The 17,242-nt window shown below is 68.1% G+C and carries 17 protein-coding genes and 2 tRNA genes; 11 read left to right on the top strand and 8 right to left on the bottom strand.

Annotated features, from left to right (window positions below):
- Positions 1-156 precede the first annotated feature (156 nt).
- Positions 157-930: an MmpS family transport accessory protein gene (locus tag A5702_RS14035; protein ID WP_068221485.1), complete on the top strand. Its 774-nt coding sequence runs from the start codon at positions 157-159 to the stop codon at positions 928-930.
- Between the two features lie 5 nt (positions 931-935).
- On the opposite strand, the gene A5702_RS14040 is transcribed toward A5702_RS14035, so the two are convergent.
- A complete protein-coding gene (locus A5702_RS14040) occupies positions 936-2,276 on the bottom strand; it encodes an MFS transporter (RefSeq protein ID WP_068221440.1) in 1,341 nt (446 codons plus the stop codon).
- A 70-nt stretch (positions 2,277-2,346) separates the two neighbouring features.
- On the opposite strand from A5702_RS14040, the gene cmrA reads away from it, so the two are divergent.
- Complete coding sequence (cmrA, locus tag A5702_RS14045; RefSeq protein ID WP_055404879.1) at positions 2,347-3,153, top strand: mycolate reductase; 807 nt, start codon at positions 2,347-2,349, stop codon at positions 3,151-3,153.
- 2 nt (positions 3,154-3,155) lie between these two features.
- Here cmrA and A5702_RS14050 read toward each other — a convergent pair whose 3' ends face one another.
- Positions 3,156-4,718, bottom strand: a complete 1,563-nt coding sequence (locus A5702_RS14050; protein ID WP_068221487.1) for a helicase HerA-like domain-containing protein — start codon at positions 4,716-4,718, stop codon at positions 3,156-3,158.
- A 109-nt stretch (positions 4,719-4,827) separates the two neighbouring features.
- Between A5702_RS14050 and orn the strand changes: the two genes are divergently transcribed.
- From orn to A5702_RS14065, 3 genes are all read left to right on the top strand, one after another.
- Positions 4,828-5,475 carry an oligoribonuclease gene (gene orn, locus A5702_RS14055; RefSeq protein ID WP_055404880.1) on the top strand — a complete coding sequence of 216 codons (648 nt, stop codon included), beginning with the start codon at positions 4,828-4,830 and terminating at the stop codon, positions 5,473-5,475.
- A 30-nt stretch (positions 5,476-5,505) separates the two neighbouring features.
- Positions 5,506-5,581, top strand: a tRNA-His gene (locus A5702_RS14060).
- Positions 5,582-5,667: 86 nt separating this feature from the next.
- Entirely contained in the window at positions 5,668-6,057 is a 390-nt protein-coding gene (locus A5702_RS14065) for a hypothetical protein (RefSeq protein ID WP_156349678.1), read from the top strand.
- A 4-nt stretch (positions 6,058-6,061) separates the two neighbouring features.
- On the opposite strand, the gene A5702_RS14070 is transcribed toward A5702_RS14065, so the two are convergent.
- Complete coding sequence (locus A5702_RS14070; protein WP_082459959.1) at positions 6,062-7,258, bottom strand: Ig-like domain-containing protein; 1,197 nt, start codon at positions 7,256-7,258, stop codon at positions 6,062-6,064.
- Between the two features lie 131 nt (positions 7,259-7,389).
- Positions 7,390-9,675: an MMPL family transporter gene (locus A5702_RS14075; protein ID WP_082956066.1), complete on the bottom strand. Its 2,286-nt coding sequence runs from the start codon at positions 9,673-9,675 to the stop codon at positions 7,390-7,392.
- A gap of 221 nt (positions 9,676-9,896) precedes the next feature.
- Here A5702_RS14075 and A5702_RS14080 point away from each other — a divergent pair, with 221 nt between their 5' ends.
- The 3 genes from A5702_RS14080 to A5702_RS14090 all read left to right on the top strand — a co-directional run bounded on the left by A5702_RS14080 (position 9,897) and on the right by A5702_RS14090 (position 13,205).
- The gene (locus tag A5702_RS14080; protein WP_369817910.1) at positions 9,897-11,108 is read left to right on the top strand and encodes a GNAT family N-acetyltransferase; all 1,212 of its coding nucleotides are present in this window, start codon (positions 9,897-9,899) and stop codon (positions 11,106-11,108) included.
- A gap of 147 nt (positions 11,109-11,255) precedes the next feature.
- Positions 11,256-11,331: transfer RNA gene (locus A5702_RS14085), tRNA-Lys, on the top strand.
- Positions 11,332-11,462: 131 nt separating this feature from the next.
- Positions 11,463-13,205 (top strand): DUF3556 domain-containing protein, encoded by a 1,743-nt coding sequence (locus A5702_RS14090; protein ID WP_068221443.1) that lies wholly within the window; start codon positions 11,463-11,465, stop codon positions 13,203-13,205.
- 4 nt (positions 13,206-13,209) lie between these two features.
- On the opposite strand, the gene A5702_RS14095 is transcribed toward A5702_RS14090, so the two are convergent.
- On the bottom strand, positions 13,210-13,437 hold the full coding sequence (locus A5702_RS14095) for a DUF3618 domain-containing protein (RefSeq protein ID WP_068221489.1): 228 nt from the start codon (positions 13,435-13,437) through the stop codon (positions 13,210-13,212).
- 97 nt (positions 13,438-13,534) lie between these two features.
- Here A5702_RS14095 and bcp point away from each other — a divergent pair, with 97 nt between their 5' ends.
- A complete protein-coding gene (gene bcp, locus A5702_RS14100; protein ID WP_068221445.1) occupies positions 13,535-14,008 on the top strand; it encodes a thioredoxin-dependent thiol peroxidase in 474 nt (157 codons plus the stop codon).
- A gap of 11 nt (positions 14,009-14,019) precedes the next feature.
- Here the strand turns inward: bcp and A5702_RS14105 are convergent, their stop codons facing one another.
- Positions 14,020-14,370, bottom strand: a complete 351-nt coding sequence (locus A5702_RS14105; protein WP_082956067.1) for an MmpS family transport accessory protein — start codon at positions 14,368-14,370, stop codon at positions 14,020-14,022.
- Positions 14,371-14,549: 179 nt separating this feature from the next.
- Here A5702_RS14105 and A5702_RS14110 point away from each other — a divergent pair, with 179 nt between their 5' ends.
- A complete protein-coding gene (locus A5702_RS14110) occupies positions 14,550-14,843 on the top strand; it encodes a hypothetical protein (RefSeq protein ID WP_156669627.1) in 294 nt (97 codons plus the stop codon).
- A gap of 66 nt (positions 14,844-14,909) precedes the next feature.
- Positions 14,910-15,416, top strand: coding sequence for a DUF3060 domain-containing protein (locus A5702_RS14115; protein ID WP_068221449.1), 507 nt, complete (start codon positions 14,910-14,912; stop codon positions 15,414-15,416).
- A gap of 22 nt (positions 15,417-15,438) precedes the next feature.
- On the opposite strand, the gene A5702_RS14120 is transcribed toward A5702_RS14115, so the two are convergent.
- Both A5702_RS14120 and A5702_RS14125 read right to left on the bottom strand, forming a co-directional pair.
- On the bottom strand, positions 15,439-16,764 hold the full coding sequence (locus tag A5702_RS14120) for a dipeptidase (RefSeq protein WP_068221451.1): 1,326 nt from the start codon (positions 16,762-16,764) through the stop codon (positions 15,439-15,441).
- 82 nt (positions 16,765-16,846) lie between these two features.
- Positions 16,847-17,239, bottom strand: a complete 393-nt coding sequence (locus A5702_RS14125) for a holo-ACP synthase (RefSeq protein WP_068221453.1) — start codon at positions 17,237-17,239, stop codon at positions 16,847-16,849.
- Positions 17,240-17,242: the final 3 nt, after the last annotated feature.

The raw sequence follows: 17,242 nt of genomic DNA on the forward strand, positions 1-17,242 counted from the left end.
GAAAGCCGGCCCGCGCGGCGCGGTCCCGCGCGGTCATGCGGGCGATGACGGTCGCCGCCCTCGCCGCCGGCAACGGGTGCCCCCGGAGCCGGCGCCGGTGAGGTGATTCGCCGTTCGGGCGCCCGGCGCAGGTACTCTGCAATCCATGAGGTGGACATGAACGATTCACGTCCCACCGACCGGTTCAGTCCCCCGTTGCCGGCGCAGGGCCCGTGGTACCCACCGCCCACCGATCCGGCGTACGCCGAGCAGGCGCCATACGCCCCCGCCTACGGCGGGCAGGTTCCGCCGTGGGCGCCGAACACGAACGACGCCAACACGACCAGGCAGCTGCCGGCGTATTGGCAACAGGACCTCCCCCCGTCGGGCGACCTGCCTTCGCAGGGCACGGGTTCCGCGCCCCCTGGAGGCCCGAAAAACCCACCGCGCTGGCTGTGGATCGTCGCCGCCGCGGCGGTGCTGCTGGTGGTCGCCTTGGTCATCGCCCTGGTGCTGGTCAACGACGCGATCAAGACCCAGACCGCCGTCCCGCCGCTGCCCGCCATGCCGGAGACGACCACGACGATGCCGAGCCCATCGCCGCGCACGTCGTCACCGCGCCTCCCGGCTCCGGTGCCGCCGAGCGCCGGCGCGCCCACGCCCACCGAGTCCACCGGGCCGGCCGCCATGCAGGACATCGTCTACAGCGTCGCCGGTGACGGCCGCGCGATCAGCATCATGTACGTCGACAGCGGTGACGTCATCCAGACCGAATTCAACGTCGCGCTGCCGTGGACCAAAGAGGTCAGCCTGTCCAAGTCGGCGGTGCACCCGGCCAACGTGACGATCGTCAACATCGGCCACAACGTCACCTGCTCGGTCACCATCGACGGTGTCCAGGTGAGCAAGCGAGTGGGTGTGGGGCTGACGATCTGCGACAGCAGGGGCTGAGCGCCCTACGACGGTTCGGCCGCGAGCGCGCCGCGCGCCGGAACCCGGACCGCCAGCATCGCCAACAGCCCGGCGGTCAGCACCAGGCAGATGCCGGCCAGCCCGGCGCGCACGGCGCCGAATACGTCCACGAATACGGAGAACAGCCACGGCGCGAGGAACGCGACCGCGCGTCCGGTCTTCGTGTACAGGCCGAACGCGACCCCTTCCCTGCCGTGCTTGGCCATCTGCAGCAACAGGGCGCGTGAGGACGACTGCGACGGGCCGATGAACATGCACAGCAGCAGGCCGCAGATCCAGAAGGCCACCGAGCCGGACAGCAGCATCAACGTCAGCCCCAGGGTGACGATCGCGGCCAGCGACCCGACGATGACGGGTTTCGACCCGATTCGGTGATCGACGAATCCCCCGGCGACCGCGCCCACCGCCGCCACCACGCTGGCCACCACCCCGAAGATGAGGACGTCGCCCTGCGAGATGCCGTACACGTTGACCCCCAACACGGCGCCGAAGGCGAAGATCGCCGCCAGCCCGTCGCGGAACAACGCGCTGGCGAACAGGAAGTACACCAGGTTGCGGTCGCGCCGCCATTCGGCGGCGACCTCCGTGACGAGCTTGCGGTAGCCGCCGAGCATGCTCGTCGGCTCGTGCACCTCGGTCGAATCGGGCAGCCGGTGCGCGACGAACAGCAGGGGCAGCGCGAAGATGGCCAGCCACGCCGCCGCGACCAGCATCGCCTCGCGGACGTAGAGGCCGTCGTGCAGGGACACGTGCAATAGCCCTCGGGTGGCATCCGGTCCGGAGCCCTTCCCGGAGATGAACCCGGTGTAGACCACGAGCAGGAGCAGGACGCTGCCGACGTAGCCGGCCGCCCAGCCCAGGCCGGAGATCCGGCCGGCGGTCTGCGGCGTCGAAAGTTGGCGCAGCATAGCGTTATACGGGACGCTGGCCAGGTCGCTACAGGCCGCCGTCGCTCCCATCAACACCAGCCCCGCCCACAGGTAGCCGGGGCGGTTATGGATGAAGAACATCCCGCACGTCAGCGCCACCGCCAGCGCGGTCAGCACGCCAAGTGCCACCCGCCTGCGGCGCGGCGACTCCACCCAGACGCCGACCGCCGGCGCCAGCAGGGCGACGGTCAACCCGGCGATGGCCGCGGCGCGGCCCAACCAACTCGCCGGGGTGGTGCCACCGGAGATGCCCACCCCCACGCTGCTGGTCAGATACACCGCGAACACGAAGGTGGCCACGATCGCGTTCAGTCCGGTGGAGCCGCAGTCCCACAGCGCCCACGCCACCACCCGCGATGGCACCGGCGTGAGTGAACGCGACGACGGCTGGGCCATGCCCGGCAGCCTATGTGCAGCTCACCCGCCGCGCCCAGCCGCGCTGCGCCCGCTGTCTACGATTGCCCTTATGCCGATCCCAGCTCCCAGCCCAGAGGCGCGCGCCGTCGTCACCGGGGCTTCGCAGAATATCGGCGAAGCGCTGGCCACCGAACTGGCCGCGCGCGGACACAGCCTGATCGTCACGGCGCGACGCGAAGACCTGCTCAACCAGCTGGCCGCCCGCCTGACCGATAAGTACCGCGTCGCGGTCGACGTGCGGCCCGCCGACCTGGCCGACCCGGGTGAGCGGGCGAAACTGTGCGACGAACTGGCGGCCCGGCCCATCTCGATCCTGTGCGCGAACGCGGGCACCGCCACGTTCGGTCCGGTTGCCACGCTGGACCCGGCGGGGGAAAAAGCCCAGCTGCAGCTGAATGTGCTGGGCGTGCACGACCTTACGCTGGCGGTGCTGCCCGGCATGGTCGAGCGCCGGGCCGGCGGCATCCTGATTTCCGGTTCGGCGGCGGGCAATTCGCCGATTCCCTACAACGCCACGTACGCGGCCACCAAGGCGTTCGCGAACACCTTCAGCGAATCGCTGCGCGGCGAGCTGCGCAACTCGGGGGTGCACGTCACGCTGCTCGCGCCCGGTCCCGTGCGCACCGACCTCCCCGATGACGCCGAACGCTCGCTGGTCGAACGGTTGGTGCCGGACTTCTTGTGGATCTCGACCGAGCACACCGCCCAGCTGTCACTGGATGCGTTGGAGCGCAACAAGATGCGCGTCGTTCCGGGTTTGACGTCGAAGGCAATGTCGGTGGCCAGTGGGTACGCGCCGCGCGCCATCGTCGCGCCGATCGTCGGCAGCTTCTACAAGAAGCTCGGCGGCGGCTAGCCCTACCTCTTGCGGCGCCGGCCGGTGCCGAAGATGCCTTTCACCGCTTCCCGGATGGCGGTGTTGATCCCGCTCTTCACGGTTGGGTTGCTGAGCACGTCCTCCCACAAGGCGGGCCCCTTGGGTTCCGCCGGCTGCGGCATCGGCGGGGGCGGCTCGTTCGCCGGGACCGGCGGGTAGTCCGACTGCGATTGCGGCCGCTGCGGCGCGCTCGGGGCACCGACATCGGGCGGCGGCGCCGCTCGTTGGGCCGTCTGGCCGTACTTCGCCTGCAGCGGACTGGCTTTCGCCGCCTTCGTGATCTCGTCGGTGCCGATCGAGGCCATCAACGAGCGCGGCACCCGCATCCGAGTCCACGCCACGGGCGTGGGGGCGCCCTTCTCGGAGAGCACAGTGACGACGGCCTCGCCGATACCAAGGGACGTCAGCGCCGACTCCAGGTCGTAGACATCGGTTTTCGGATACGTTCGCACGGTCTTGCTCAACGCCTGCTGATCGTCGGGCGTGAATGCCCGCAGCGCGTGTTGGATTCGGGCGCCCAGCTGGGAGAGCACGTCGTTGGGCAGGTCCGTGGGCAGCTGGGTGCAGAAGAACACCCCGACACCCTTGGAGCGAATCAGCTTCACGGTCTGCTCGACTTGTTCGAGGAAGGCCTTCGACGCATCGGCGAACAACAGGTGCGCTTCGTCGAAGAAGAACACCAGCTTCGGCTTGTCGACGTCGCCGACCTCCGCCAGCACCGCGAACAGGTCGGCGAGCACCCACATCAAGAACGTGGAGAAGATCACCGGGCGTAACGACTGACCGCTGAACTCGAGCAGCGAAACGATGCCGTTCCCCTGGGCATCGACGCGCAGCAGATCCTGGGGATCGAGCTTGGGCTCACCGAAGAAGGTGTCGCCGCCCTCGGCGGCGAGGTTCACCAGCGCCCGCAGGATGACCCCGGCGGTCGTCGACGAAACGCCGCCCAGGTCTTTGAGGTCGGCTTTGCCCGCGTCGCTGGCCAGGTGGCTGATGACTGCGCGCAGATCGTCCAGGGTGACCAGCGGGCGGTTGGCCTGCTGAGCCCAATGGAATATCAGACCCAGCGTCGATTCCTGAGTGGCGTTGAGCCCCAACACTTTCGACAGCAAAACCGGGCCGAAGCTGGCCACCGTCGCGCGCACCGGCACGCCCAATCCCCCGGTGCCCAGCGACAGGAACTCGACCGGGAACCCGGTCGGCGCCCAGTCGTCGCCGGTGTCTTTGGCGCGCGCGGCGGTCTTGTCGTTGGCCTCCCCCGGCCGCGCCAGACCGGACAGGTCGCCCTTGACGTCGGCCATCAGCACCGCGACACCGGCCGCACTGAGTTGTTCGGCGATCAGCTGCAGCGTCTTGGTCTTCCCGGTCCCGGTGGCGCCGGCCACCAGGCCGTGCCGGTTGATCGTGGCCAGCGGGATGCGGATCTGCGCGGTCGGGTCGGCCGCCCCGTCGACGACCACCGTGCCCAATTCGAGCGCCTGCCCGTCGACGGCGTAGCCGTTGGCGATCCGGCGCGCGGGTGTCTCCGCCGATTCGGTGCTCATCGTGCTGCGCCCTTCGAGTGGTTCGGCATGCAGTCCGGCACCGCTCACACTACTTCTCCGGCGGGGGCGACGGGCGGCGTGAGCGCCGCGGGGGCCTAGTGTGAGCGCTGTGCGTGACGAGTTGGTGTGGATCGACTGCGAGATGACCGGGCTGGATCTCGGCTCGGACAAGTTGATCGAGATCGCGGCCCTGGTCACCGACGCCGATTTGAACATTTTGGGCGACGGCGTCGACGTCGTGATCCACGCCGACGACGCGGCGCTGTCGTCGATGATCGACGTCGTCACCGAAATGCATTCGCGTTCAGGGCTGATCGACGAGGTGCGGGCGTCCACCGTCGACCTGGCGACCGCCGAGGCCATGGTGCTCGACTACGTGGGCCAGCACGTCAAGCAACCGAAGACGGCGCCGCTGGCGGGCAATTCGATTGCCACCGACCGCGCCTTCATCGCCCGCGACATGCCCGCGCTGGACTCGTTCCTGCACTACCGGATGATCGACGTCAGCTCGATCAAGGAGCTCTGCCGGCGCTGGTATCCGCGGATCTACTTCGGCCAGCCGGTGAAGGGCCTCGCCCACCGGGCGCTCGCCGACATCCACGAATCCATCAACGAGCTGCGGTTTTACCGCCGCACGGCGTTCGTGGCGCCGCCGGGACCGTCTACCAGCGAGATCGAGGCGGTGGTCGCCGATCTGGGCGGCGGCGACGGCGCATCGGGACCAATCGATTCGGCCCCGGAGCCACCGACCGGTTAGTATCGACGTCGCCGCTCGTTGGCGGCAATGGTGGCTGTAGTTCAGCTGGTAGAGCACCAGGTTGTGATCCTGGATGTCGCGGGTTCGAGCCCCGTCAGCCACCCCAATCGGCTGGGAGGCGTTGCCTTCCCGCCCGCTCGGGTCCTCGACGACCCACGCGTTTGCACCCGTGAGCGGAAGGGACAGCGGGCCGTGCCGCCGAACCCACAGATCCGAGCAGCCGTCGCGGTCTGCGCCGTGTTGCTCGCGGGCTGCGGCGGGGCCAGCCACCCGGCGGCCACCGTCACCTCGACCCTGCCCGCGGAGACCAAGACGGTGACGGTGACCGTAACCCCGCCGCCGCCGCCCGGTCCGAAAACGACCATCGAGTCGGACGGCACGTTCATCGTCGGCACCGACATCGAACCGGGCACCTACCGCAGCGCCGGCAAGAGCGGGTGTTATTGGGCGAGGCTGCGCAGCCTGAACACCAACGACGTCATCGACAACAACGTCAACGACGGTCCCCAGGCGGTGCAGATCCTGCCGACCGACCGGGCATTCATGACCAGAAACTGCGGGGTCTGGCAGAAGGTCGGCTGACGCCTCAGGTGTTGGCGTTGCCCGCTTTCCACTGCGGCCAGGGGACGTTCCAGTCGCCCAGCCCCTCGGTGCCCGGCAGCGTCGACCCCACGGTGTTGATGACCTCGACGATGTCGCCGCTCTTGCTGTGGTCGTAGAACCACTCGGCGTTGCTGGGGCTCACGTTCAGGCAGCCGTGGCTGGTGTTGGTGTGCCCCTGGGCGCCGACCGACCAGGGCGCGGAGTGCACGAAGACGCCGCTGTAGGACATCTGGGTGGCCCAGTCCACCTCGGTGCGATATCCGTTGGGCGAGTTGACCGGAACGCCGTAGGTGGACGAGTCCATGATGATGTGCTTGAACCGCCCACCGATGATGTAGAAACCGTTCGCGGTTGGCGTGCTGTCCTTGCCCATCGACGTCGGCATCGTCTTGACCACTTCGCCGTTGACGCGCACGGTCACGGTCTTGGTGGTGTCGTCGGCGGTCGAAATGACCTCGTCGCCAATGGTGAAGTGGGTCTTGACGTTGTCCTCGCCGAACATTCCGTCACCCAGGTCGACGCCGTAGGTGTTGACCGCCACATCGATGGCCGTGCCCGATTTCCAGAAATGCTCTGGGCGCCAACGCACTTCGCGATTGTTGAGCCAGTAGAACGCGCCCTCGACCGGCGGGTTGGTGGTGATCTTGATGGCCTTCTGCGCCGCGGCGCGGTCCGCGATGTTCTCGTCGAACCGGATCGCCACCGGCTCACCGACGCCGACGACCTCGCCGTCGCCGGGGGCGACGTAGGGCATGGTCAGGTGGGCGGGTGAGCTGGTCTGGAAGGTCATCTGCCTACTCGCCGCGCCGCCCATGCCCAGCGCCTTGACGCTCAGGGTGTAGCGGCGGTTGTAGCCGAGTTGGTCCGTGGTGGACCAGCGCAGCCCGTCGGGGCTCAGCTGGCCGCCGATCGACTTGCCGTTCTCGTTGACCATGGTGACCGACGCGAGGACGCCGTCGGCGACGCTGACGGTCACCGGCGCATCGACGGTGACGCCGACGGCGCCGTCGGTCACTGAGGCGGTGAGCTTCGGCACCAGCAGGTCGGCGAAGGGGGTGCCCTTGTCGAAGATCACTTTCGCCGGCGCCGCGGTGTGGTTGCCACCGCAGGCAACGCCGAACACAGCAACCGAAGCGATCGCGGCAGCCAGCCACGATCGTCGTCTGCGCAAAGGCGTCATCGAGTGACCTTCCACGAATTTGATCCCGTTGGTCACCGCTGACCAGAAACAGTGCATGCATTGTAATGCGTTTTGTGTGTTCGCATGCCGACCTTGACAGCTGCGCGATCAGGTGTCACGCGCCGGCGCGCTCAGGCCGGTTGGCCGACCCTGTCGCGGAGTTCCGCTTCACCCGTCTCGAAGCGTTCCCGCAGCCTCTGCAGCGGTTTGGGCGCCCACCACGTCCACCGACCGAGCAGGTGAAGGAACGCGGGCACCAGGACCATCCGCACCAGCGTGGCGTCGGCCAGCACGGCCAGGGTCAGCCCGACGCCGAGCATCCGCATGAACGACACGTGCGCGGGAATCAACGCGGCGAACGAAATCGACATCACCACGGCCGCGGTGGTCACGACCCGGCCGATGCCGGCGATGCCCAGGGCCGTGCTCTCGTCCGTGGCGGCACGCGCCTCGGCCGGCGTCGGCGGCGTCTCCTGACTCGCCTGCGACGCGAGCCAGTATTCGTGGATCCGCGAGACCAGAAACACCTCGTAGTCCATGGCCAGACCGAACGCGATGCAGAACAACAACACCGGGATGTTGGCGTTCAACGTCCCGTTGGGGGTGGTCCCCAAGGCGCCGAGGTTGCCGTCCTGGAAGATCCACACCATCGCCCCGAACGCGGCCGTCAGCGACAGCAGATTGCACGCCAGCGCCTGCAGGGGCAGCAAGGCGCTGCCGGTCAGCAAGAACAGCAACGCGAAGGTGATCAGGGCGATCAGCCCGAACACCACGGGCAGCCGCTTGGTGATCGCGCCGACGCTGTCGCGGTTGATCTGCGCCAACCCGGTCATCTCGACCGCCCGCCCCGCGGGCCCGGCGACCTGGTGCAATCGGTCGAGCTGGGTGTTCGAGGCCGCCGAGTAGAGCGGCGCGCTGCTGGCCACGGTGAGGAACGCGGTGCCGTTGGCGGCGCCGGGGGGCCCGGCGGGCGGGCCGACCCGGCTCCCGGCGACGAACGTCCCGGTCGGTGCGGTGACCGCGGACACGCCGGAAACCCGGGACAGCTCGGCGGCGTAGTGATCCAGATCCGCGGGGCCCACGCCGCGGGCGTCGGGCACGACGACGGTGACCCCGTTGCCGAACCCGTTGGCGAAGTCGTTGTCCAACATGTCGGCGACCTGGCGCGCCGACGCCGACCGCGGCAGCACGCGCTCGTCAGGGAACCCCCACTTCACGCCCAAAAACGGCACCCCCAGCAATAGCAGCAACGCCACGACGCTCAGGCCGACCGGCATGGCGTGGCGGACCACGTACCGGGTCGACCGGTACCAGAACTGCTCCTCGAGCGGTTTGTGCGCGTGGTCGCGGAACGACCGCCGCCCGTGCAGGATGCGGTGCAGCACCCGGCGGCCGTCCAGCGAGTCCAGCCGGGGACCCAGCAGCGCGATCGCCGCCGGGGTGACCACCACCGCCGCGACCGCGACGATGACCGCGGTGACCACGATCGTGTAGGCCGACGACTTGAGGAAGTACATCGGGAAGACCGCCATCACGGCCATCGACAACCCGACGGTGGTGGCCGAGAACAACACCGTCCGGCCGGCGGTGGCCATGGTCCGCACGAGCGCGCGCTCGCGGTCGCCGCTGCGCGCCAGCTCCTCGCGGAAACGGCTGATGATCAGCAGGTTGTAGTCGATCGCCAGGGCAAGCCCCATCGCGATGCTCAGGTCCAGTGCGTAGGTCGACACGTCGGTCGCGAAGCTGATCAGCCGCAGCACCGACATGGTGCAGACGATCGCGAGGGTGCCCAGCACGATCGGTAGCGCGGCCGCCACCACGCCGCCCAGTACCCAGACCAGCACCGCGAAGCTGAGCGGGATCGCGGTGGATTCCATCAAGAGCAGGTCGCGCTCGTTCTGGTCGTTGATCTGGGCATACGCCACCGCCATGCCCCCGGCGCGCACGGTGACACCGTCGCGGTCGTGCACCAGTTTGTCGGTGAGCCGGCTGGCGTATTTCTGGGCGTCGTTCTCCCCGCCCTTCAGGCCGGCCACCACCAACCCGGATTTTTGGTCCTTGCTGATCAGTTGGGCGGCGGCCTGCGGCGACGACGTCCACGCCGAGGACACGTTCAACACCCACGGCGATCGGCGCAGGTGGTCGACGATGTCCAAGCCGACCCGCCGCGCCTGATCGCTTTGAGCGCCGGCGGGGGCGGTTACCACGATCAGCATTTGCTGATCCGTTTGGTTGAACTTGTCGCGAAGGACGCCGGACGCCCGGGCGGATTCCGAAGTCGGGTCCTGAAAGCCGCCGCCGGACAAACTCTTGATCACCGGCAGACCGAAGATCGCCGCTCCCACCAGGACCAAGACCGCAACCGCGATGATGCGGCGCGGCGCGGCGATGGCAAGTCGGGTGATCGCTTGCAGCATCTTCGGTCCCTTCGGTAGGAATCCCCCGGCGTATCCCTATACCCGAACGCGACGACCTGACCCATATGCAGTTGGGACGGCGGCCATGTTTGGTTGTCCACCGCTCGGGTATCGGACTCAAAGGGGCACCCTCAGTACGGCATTCGCTCTGCGGAGCGCCGGTTCGGCTGGGCTATAAGCGGATTGGATGAGCCTTGAACTCGAAAAACGACGCCATCAGCATGCGACATCCAACCGAAGACGACCTGGCCGCCGTTTACGAAAATCAGGCCCGCACGTTCGGCGATCCGGTCGACCCACGCGGCATCGAGGCGTGGAAACGCCGCGTCGACGTCGACGACATTCTGGTGGCCGAGGACGTCTCCGATGCCCAACAGCCATTCCTGGTGGGCACGTCGATCATCTATCCCACGCAGCTGACAGTGCCGGGCGGCGCGAGCCTGCGATCCGCGTGGCTAACAATGATCGCCGTCGCGTCCACACATCAGGGCAAGGGCGTGTGGGGACATCTCAGCGCCGAGGGGCTGGGCATCCTGATCGAGCGGGGCTATCCGATCGTCTTCGGCGTGCCGACCCAGACCGCGATGTACGACGGCTTCGGCGCCGGCGTGGGCAGTTACCTGCGCAGCTACTCGATCGACCGCCGGTTCGCCAAGCTGCGGACGCCGCCGAAGGAGATCCGCGCTCGGGAGATCACCGCCGCGGAGGCGAAAAGCCACCTGCCGGAAATCTACGAACGATGGTGTGCCACAACGAATGGCGCGGTCGCCCGGGACGAGGCGTGGTGGGCGGATCACCTGCTAGACCTGCCGACGCAGCGAGGCAACGGGACCGCGCTGAACTACACGATCCACCCGGACGGCTTCCTGACCTACCGCGTCGTCGGTGAGGCGGATCACGGCTACCGGCCGCCACTGGGCACCGTGGTGGTCGAAGACTTCTGCCCCATCACCGACGAGGCCCACACCGAATTACTGCAGACGTTGCTCGTCCTGGAGATGTTCAACACCGTCGAGATCGACCTGCCTGTGGACGACCCGCTGCCTCTCAAGCTCACCGACCCGCGGGCCGCCGAAACCACCGGCGTCAGCGATTTCCTCTGGGTGCGCATCAACGACGTGCCCGAGGTGCTTGGCACCCGCGCGTACGCCGCGGATATCGAGCTCGCACTCGAGGTCACCGACCCCCTCGACCTGGCCGGCGGCCGGTTTCTCCTGCAGGCCCGCGACGGCGTGGGGAAATGCACCCCGCACGACGGGCCCACCGACGTCAAGATCGGCCTGGCCGACCTGGCCACGATTTACCTGGGCGCGCACCCCGCCTCCGAGCTCCTGCGAGCCGGCCGGATCACCGAAGAGCGCCCGGGTGCAATCCTGGACCTGGATGCCGCCTTCAGCACGGATCGCGCGCCTTACTGCGGGACGCTTTTCTGAGAGACGTTGCGCCGCAGTCGCTTCCGCCGCTCGGCGGCGCCGACGCCCCCGCGGGCCCTCCCGGGTGGCTACCGCACGACAAATCGCGGGATTTCACTCCGCGGCAGGACCCTGTTATTGTCGCGTACGCGGTCTCGGCCGTCGAAAGCGCCGTTAGCTCAGTTGGTAGAGCAGCTGACTCTTAATCAGCGGGTCCGGGGTTCGAAACCCTGACGGCGCACCATTGAACGTTTAGGGCGGCCGCCGACCGCCCCATTTTTTCGGCCTGATTTGCCCGCCGCGCGGCCGATCCTGCCGGTAGCTTCTCCTTCACAGCGATTGCCCCTGGAAACGAGCCGCGTCGAAGGAGCTGCAATGGGGTTCATCCAGCCGAATCTGCCCGTCGTCGACGTGGCCGAATGGAGCAAGCAGACGCGCGCGCAGCGGATCGTGCCGATGGTGCGCCACATCGCCGAGAACGGCTTCGGCACCCCGCTGATCATGCACGTGATGTATGGCGTGAAGATCGCGCTGTACATCCTCGGCGGCTGGGTGTTCGGGTGGTGCACGACCGGCATCGGCAGCTTCACGGGCGTCGCCGCGTGGTGGTCGGAACCGATCGTGTTCGAGAAGGCCGTGCTGTACACGATGCTGTTCGAGGTGATCGGCCTCGGCTGCTGCTTCGGTCCGCTGGCCGGCCGGTACTTCCCGCCGATGGGCTCGATCCTGTACTGGTTGCGGCCCGGCACCATCCGCTTGCCGCCGTGGCCCGAACGGGTGCCGCTGACCAAGGGCAGCGTCCGCAGCCCGATCGACGCGATGCTTTACGGCGCGCTGCTGGTGCTGCTCGCCATCGCGCTGTTGTCCGACGGAACCGGCCCAATCCCGGCCCTGCACACGAACATTGGCGTCTTGGCGCCCTGGCACACCGTCGCGATCCTGGCCGTGCTGGCCGTCGTCGGCTTGCGGGACAAGGTGATTTTCCTGGCCGCCCGCGGCGAGGTCTACGCGCCGCTGGCTTTGGTTTTCCTGTTCGCCGGGGCGGACTCCATCATCGGGGCCAAGGTCGTCTTCATGGTGATTTGGCTCGGGGCGGCCACCTCAAAACTCAACCGGCACTTCCCGTTCGTGATCTCGACGATGCTGGCGAACAACCCGTTCATCCCCTCCGGCGCGCTCAAGCGGTCGATGTTCAAGCGCTATCCGGACGACCTGCGGCCCAGTGCGCTCGCGGGATTCATCGCGCACTTCTCCACCGCCGTGGAAGGCCTGGTGCCGCTGGCGCTGCTCTTCTCGCACGGCGGCTGGCCGACCGCCGTCGCCGCGTTCGTGATGATCGTCTTCCACCTGAACATCCTGCTGGCCTTCCCGATGGGGGTGCCGCTGGAGTGGAACGTCTTCATGATCTTCGGGGTGCTCTCGCTGTTCGTCGCGCACGCATCCCTCGGGCTGTCCGACCTGGCCAACCCGGTGCCGGTGGCGATCCTGTTCGTCGTCATCGCCGGCGTCGTCGTCGTCGGAAACCTCTACCCCCGCAAGGTGTCCTTCCTGCCGGGCATGCGGTATTACGCGGGCAACTGGGACACCACCGTGTGGTGCGTGAAGCCGTCGGTCGACGACAAGTTCCGGACCGGCTCGCGCGCGCTGGGGCCGATGCAACACCTGCAGCTCGAGCGGCTGTACGGCTCCAAGGAAGAGACCCTGGTCCCGCTGCACCTGGCCATGGCGTTCCGCGGGATGAACACCCACGGCCGCGCGCTGTTCACCCTCGTGCACCGCGCGCTGGCCGACTACGACGAGGACGACTACAACCTGTGCGAGGGCGAGGTGCTGTGCGCGATGGTGCTGGGCTGGAACTTCGGCGACGGGCACATGCACAACGAATGCCTCATCGAGGCGCTACAGCGGCGCTGCAACTTCCAGCCCGGCGACGTTCGGGTGGTGATCCTGGACGCGCAGCCCATCCACCTCCAGCGGCAGGAGTACCGGCTGGTGGACGCGGCGACCGGCGAATTCGAACGCGGCTACGTCGAGGTCGAGGACATGGTCACGACGCAGCCCTGGGCCGACGACCTCCCGGTGCACGTTCAGAGCGGCACGGGCGCCGGCATGACCTGAGGGGTCAGCGGTTGCGAACCCGGTGCACCACGACCACGACCACCAGGACGCCGAACCCGGCCAGCGAGACGGTCACCGCGGGCTTCTTGACGAACTCGACCACCTTGACCTTCAGGTCGTCGGCCAGGCGGCGCGGGTTGGCTCGCACGGCCAGCGAGTCGACGGTCGCCGCCAGCTGGTCGCGAGCGACGTCGATGTCGCGCTTGATGGCCTCGGGGTCCCGGTCCGCCACGTGTCTGTCCTCCCAATCGGCCTGATGCACCTGAGGCACTACCCTAGATCAGCTGGCGATAACCCCAACGCTCCGGTGAACAGAAAGGGGCCCAGAATTGGCCGAGACCACGCGGCTTGCGCCGGGTGACAAAGCGCCCTCCTTCAGCCTGCCCGGCGCCGACGGCAACACGGTGTCGCTGTCCGACTACAAGGGCCGTCGCCTCATCGTGTACTTCTACCCCGCCGCGTCGACGCCGGGCTGCACCAAGCAGGCCTGCGACTTCCGCGACAACCTGCACGAACTGAGTGACGCCGGCCTCGACGTCATCGGCATCTCCCCCGACAAGCCCGAGAAGCTGGCCAAGTTCCGCGACGCCGAGAAGCTGACGTTCCCGCTGCTGTCGGATCCCGACCGCAAGGTGTTGACGGCCTGGGGCGCCTACGGCGAGAAGCAGATGTACGGCAAGACCGTGCAGGGCGTCATCCGCTCGACGTTCGTGGTCGACGAGAAGGGCAAGATCGCCGTCGCTCAATACAACGTGAAGGCCACCGGCCACGTCGCCAAGCTGCGCCGCGACCTGTCAGTCTGAGCCGCCCCCGGTTACGCGGCGCACTGCGCCAGGCCGGCTTCACCCGTGCCCGTCGTCGACTTGGTGTCCTTCACCGTCCCATTGACCGTGATCGTGCAGGTCGTCTTCTGGCCGGTCGGGTTCGCGGCGACGGTGAGCACCGCCGCGGGACTGGTGTCCTTGCTGGTAAACGAGATCGACCACGGCACAGGCTGATTGGTCACCATCTGCAGGGCGCCGGTCGCGTCGATGTACGACACCGCCGCCAACGGCGCGTCCGAGGTCACGGTGTACACCACCGCATCGCCCGGCGCGGCGAGTGCACCCGGCGCAGTTATCGCTGACGCCAACAGTGCGGAGGCCGCAGCGATTTGTGACTTCATAAGTACTCCCTTCTGCCGCCCCCGCTGACGCGTACTCTGCGCCAACGCCGGAGCTTCGGCAACTTCTACACCGGTGTGCACGTCAACCAGGTTGAGATCGGTAGCGCGAGCGAACGCCGAAAATTTCGCCAGCGGTGCGCTTCGGCGTGCGGCACAATCAGCAACGAAAGGACCATCAGATGAACGCACCTCGCTCTTTGCGGCGGGTCATTGCAGCCGCGCTGCTTTCGGGCGGCGTGGCCGTGGCCGGCATGGGTTTGGCCGCACCCGCCGAGGCCGGCCCGTCGTATTGGCACTACTGCCCGGGCCAGAAGTGGGGATACACGGTTCCGATACCCCCGGGATTCGACCTGAGTGTGTGCCACTGGTTCGCCGTAACCGTTGAGAACGGCCCGTCGGGCCCGGTGTATCACTTCGCGGAAGCCGATCCGTCCCAGGTTCCGCCCCCGGCGCCGGGCTTCCCCTGGCCGTGACGGCTTGATGCGGCCCTTGCCGGCAGACCGTTGCGCTGCACACCGCGCGAAGCGGATCATCTAGCCGTGGACGCGGACGACCCCGAGCAATACATTCGCAAGCTCGAGCATGGCGCCGGCCAGGGCAACGGGTCCACGCCGCAGCCGTTCGGCACGGCGAACGACGGGCAATCCGGCGGCCTACGCGCATTCGCGGATTTCGTGAAGTCACTGAACACGCCGCGGGGCAAGGTGATCTTGGGAGCGTGCTCGGTCGTAGCGGTGTTCGCGATCGGGTTCTTCTTGAGCCACTCCGGCACCACCGTGCAGGGGAACCTCGTGATGATCAATAGCGGCGCGAGGGACAAGATCGACTGCAACAACGGAAACCTGAAGCTGGACGGCGACAACAACAACTACACGGTCACCGGCCACTGCAAGAGGCTCGAGGTCTTCGGCAGCGGGAATCGCGTCGCATCCGACAGCGCCGACACCATCAGCGTCTTGGGCAACGACAACGCGGTGACCTACCACTCGGGCTCACCGAGGATCGAGAAGACGGGAAACAACAACGCCGTATCTCAGCGGCCGTAACCGGTTGATACACGGGCGCCCGTCAGCCCAGGTTGGCCAGCAGTAGGGCCTCGGCGATCGCGGCGCGTTCCAGCACGCCGAGGTGCAGGCTCTCATTGATGCTGTGCGCCTGGGTGTTTGGGTCCTCGACGCCGGTGACCAGGATTTTGGCTTGCGGGAAGGCCTCGGCGAACTCGGCGATGAACGGGATGGAGCCGCCCATCCCCATGTCGATGGCATCGGTACCCCACGCCTGCCGGAACGCGGCGCGCGCGGCGTCGTACACCGGGCCGCTGGCGTCGATGGCGTAGGGCTCGCCGACATCGCCACGGGTGACGGTCAGGCGCGCGCCCCACGGCACGTGCTCGTGCAGGTGCGACGTCAACGCGTCCAGATGCGCCGCGGCGTCGCCGCCGGGCGCGACCCGCATGCTGATCTTCGCCCGGGCCCGCGGGATGAGCGTGTTCGACGCCTTCTCGACGGGCGTGGTGTCGACGCCGATCACGGTGATCGCCGGCTTGGCCCACAGCCGCTGCGGCGCCGAACCCGAGCCGATCTCGGCCACCCCGTCCAGCAGTCCGGAGTCGGCGCGCACCCGCTCGGGTGGGTAATCCACCGGGGCAGCGGTGCTTTCGTGCAGGCCGGCCACGGCCACGTTGCCGTCGTCGTCGTGCAGGCTGGCCAGCAGCCGCACCAGGACGGTCAAGGCGTCGGGCACCACGCCGCCCCAGATGCCGGAGTGCAGCCCGTGGTCGAGCGTGGCGACCTCGACCACGCAGTCGACCAGGCCCCGCAGCGAAACCGTCAGCGCCGGAACGTCGGTGCTCCAGTTGTCGGAGTCGGCGATGACGATCACGTCGGCGGCGAGCGCCTCGCGGTGGGCGGCCAGCAGCCGGCCCAACGACGGCGAGCCGGATTCCTCCTCGCCCTCGACGAAGACGGTCACGCCGACCGGGGGTTGGCCGCCGTGCGCCCGGAATGCAGCCAAATGCGTTGCGATGCCGGCCTTGTCGTCGGCACTGCCGCGGCCGTAGAGCCGCCCGTCGCGTTTGGTGGGCTCGAAAGGCGGCGACGCCCACTGGCCGGCGTCGCCCTCCGGCTGGACGTCGTGGTGAGCATACAGCAGCACGGTCGGCGCGCCCGGGGGTGCGGGATGGCGCGCGATGACCGCGGGCGCGCCGCCCTCGCTGACGATCCGCACGTCACCAAAACCGGCCTGTGACAACAGCTCCGACACCGCCCGCGCGCTACGGTGCACTTCGTCGCGCCGGGCGGGGTCGGCCCACACCGATTCGATGCGTACAAGGTCTTCGATGTCGCGGCGCACCGCCGGCAGCACCTCGCGGACGCGCTCGACAAGATCGCTCATGCCCTCGAGGCTATCGTCCCGTAGACCGTCCAGCGTCACGCCAGCGTGACGCTGGACGTCGAGCGTTACGCCAGCATGACGTTCAGGGCGTCTCCAGGATCGCCACCGCGGCCGCGGTGTCCCCCTCGTGGGTCAGCGACACATGGATCGTCACGTCGGCCAGATGCTGGGCGATGTCGCCGCTCAGCCGCACCCGCGGCCGCCCCCACATGTCGGTGACCACCTCGATGTCGCGGTGGATGTCCTCTGGCAGCACGGGTCGCTGCGCGAACCGGGATCCCGACCAGGCCTTGATCACCGCCTCCTTCGCGGCCCAGCGGGCCGCCAGGTGACGCGCCGCGAACGAACTCTTGTCCGAGGCGTCGCGGCGCTCACCCGGCGTGAACGTCTCGGAGAAGACGGTTCCGGGCTGGTCGACCTGCTCGGCGAAATCAGGGATGGAGACGACATCGATCCCCACACCGACAATTCCCATGGC

Origin of the sequence: Mycobacterium sp. E3339 (assembly GCF_001666915.1) — a bacterium.
Lineage (GTDB): Bacteria > Actinomycetota > Actinomycetes > Mycobacteriales > Mycobacteriaceae > Mycobacterium.

Bases quoted from the DNA above. Each gene is read 5' to 3' on its own strand.
- A5702_RS14080 (WP_369817910.1), top strand. From the start codon at position 9,897: ATGCGACATCCAACCGAAGACGACCTGGCCGCCGTTTACGAAAATCAG.
- A5702_RS14070 (WP_082459959.1), bottom strand. From the start codon at position 7,258: ATGACGCCTTTGCGCAGACGACGATCGTGGCTGGCTGCCGCGATCGCT.
- A5702_RS14125 (WP_068221453.1), bottom strand. From the start codon at position 17,239: ATGGGAATTGTCGGTGTGGGGATCGATGTCGTCTCCATCCCTGATTTC.
- A5702_RS14090 (WP_068221443.1), top strand. From the start codon at position 11,463: ATGGGGTTCATCCAGCCGAATCTGCCCGTCGTCGACGTGGCCGAATGG.
- A5702_RS14075 (WP_082956066.1), bottom strand. From the start codon at position 9,675: ATGCTGCAAGCGATCACCCGACTTGCCATCGCCGCGCCGCGCCGCATC.
- A5702_RS14040 (WP_068221440.1), bottom strand. From the start codon at position 2,276: ATGGCCCAGCCGTCGTCGCGTTCACTCACGCCGGTGCCATCGCGGGTG.
- A5702_RS14120 (WP_068221451.1), bottom strand. From the start codon at position 16,764: ATGAGCGATCTTGTCGAGCGCGTCCGCGAGGTGCTGCCGGCGGTGCGC.
- A5702_RS14110 (WP_156669627.1), top strand. From the start codon at position 14,550: ATGAACGCACCTCGCTCTTTGCGGCGGGTCATTGCAGCCGCGCTGCTT.
- A5702_RS14105 (WP_082956067.1), bottom strand. From the start codon at position 14,370: ATGAAGTCACAAATCGCTGCGGCCTCCGCACTGTTGGCGTCAGCGATA.
- A5702_RS14050 (WP_068221487.1), bottom strand. From the start codon at position 4,718: ATGAGCACCGAATCGGCGGAGACACCCGCGCGCCGGATCGCCAACGGC.
- A5702_RS14035 (WP_068221485.1), top strand. From the start codon at position 157: ATGAACGATTCACGTCCCACCGACCGGTTCAGTCCCCCGTTGCCGGCG.
- cmrA (WP_055404879.1), top strand. From the start codon at position 2,347: ATGCCGATCCCAGCTCCCAGCCCAGAGGCGCGCGCCGTCGTCACCGGG.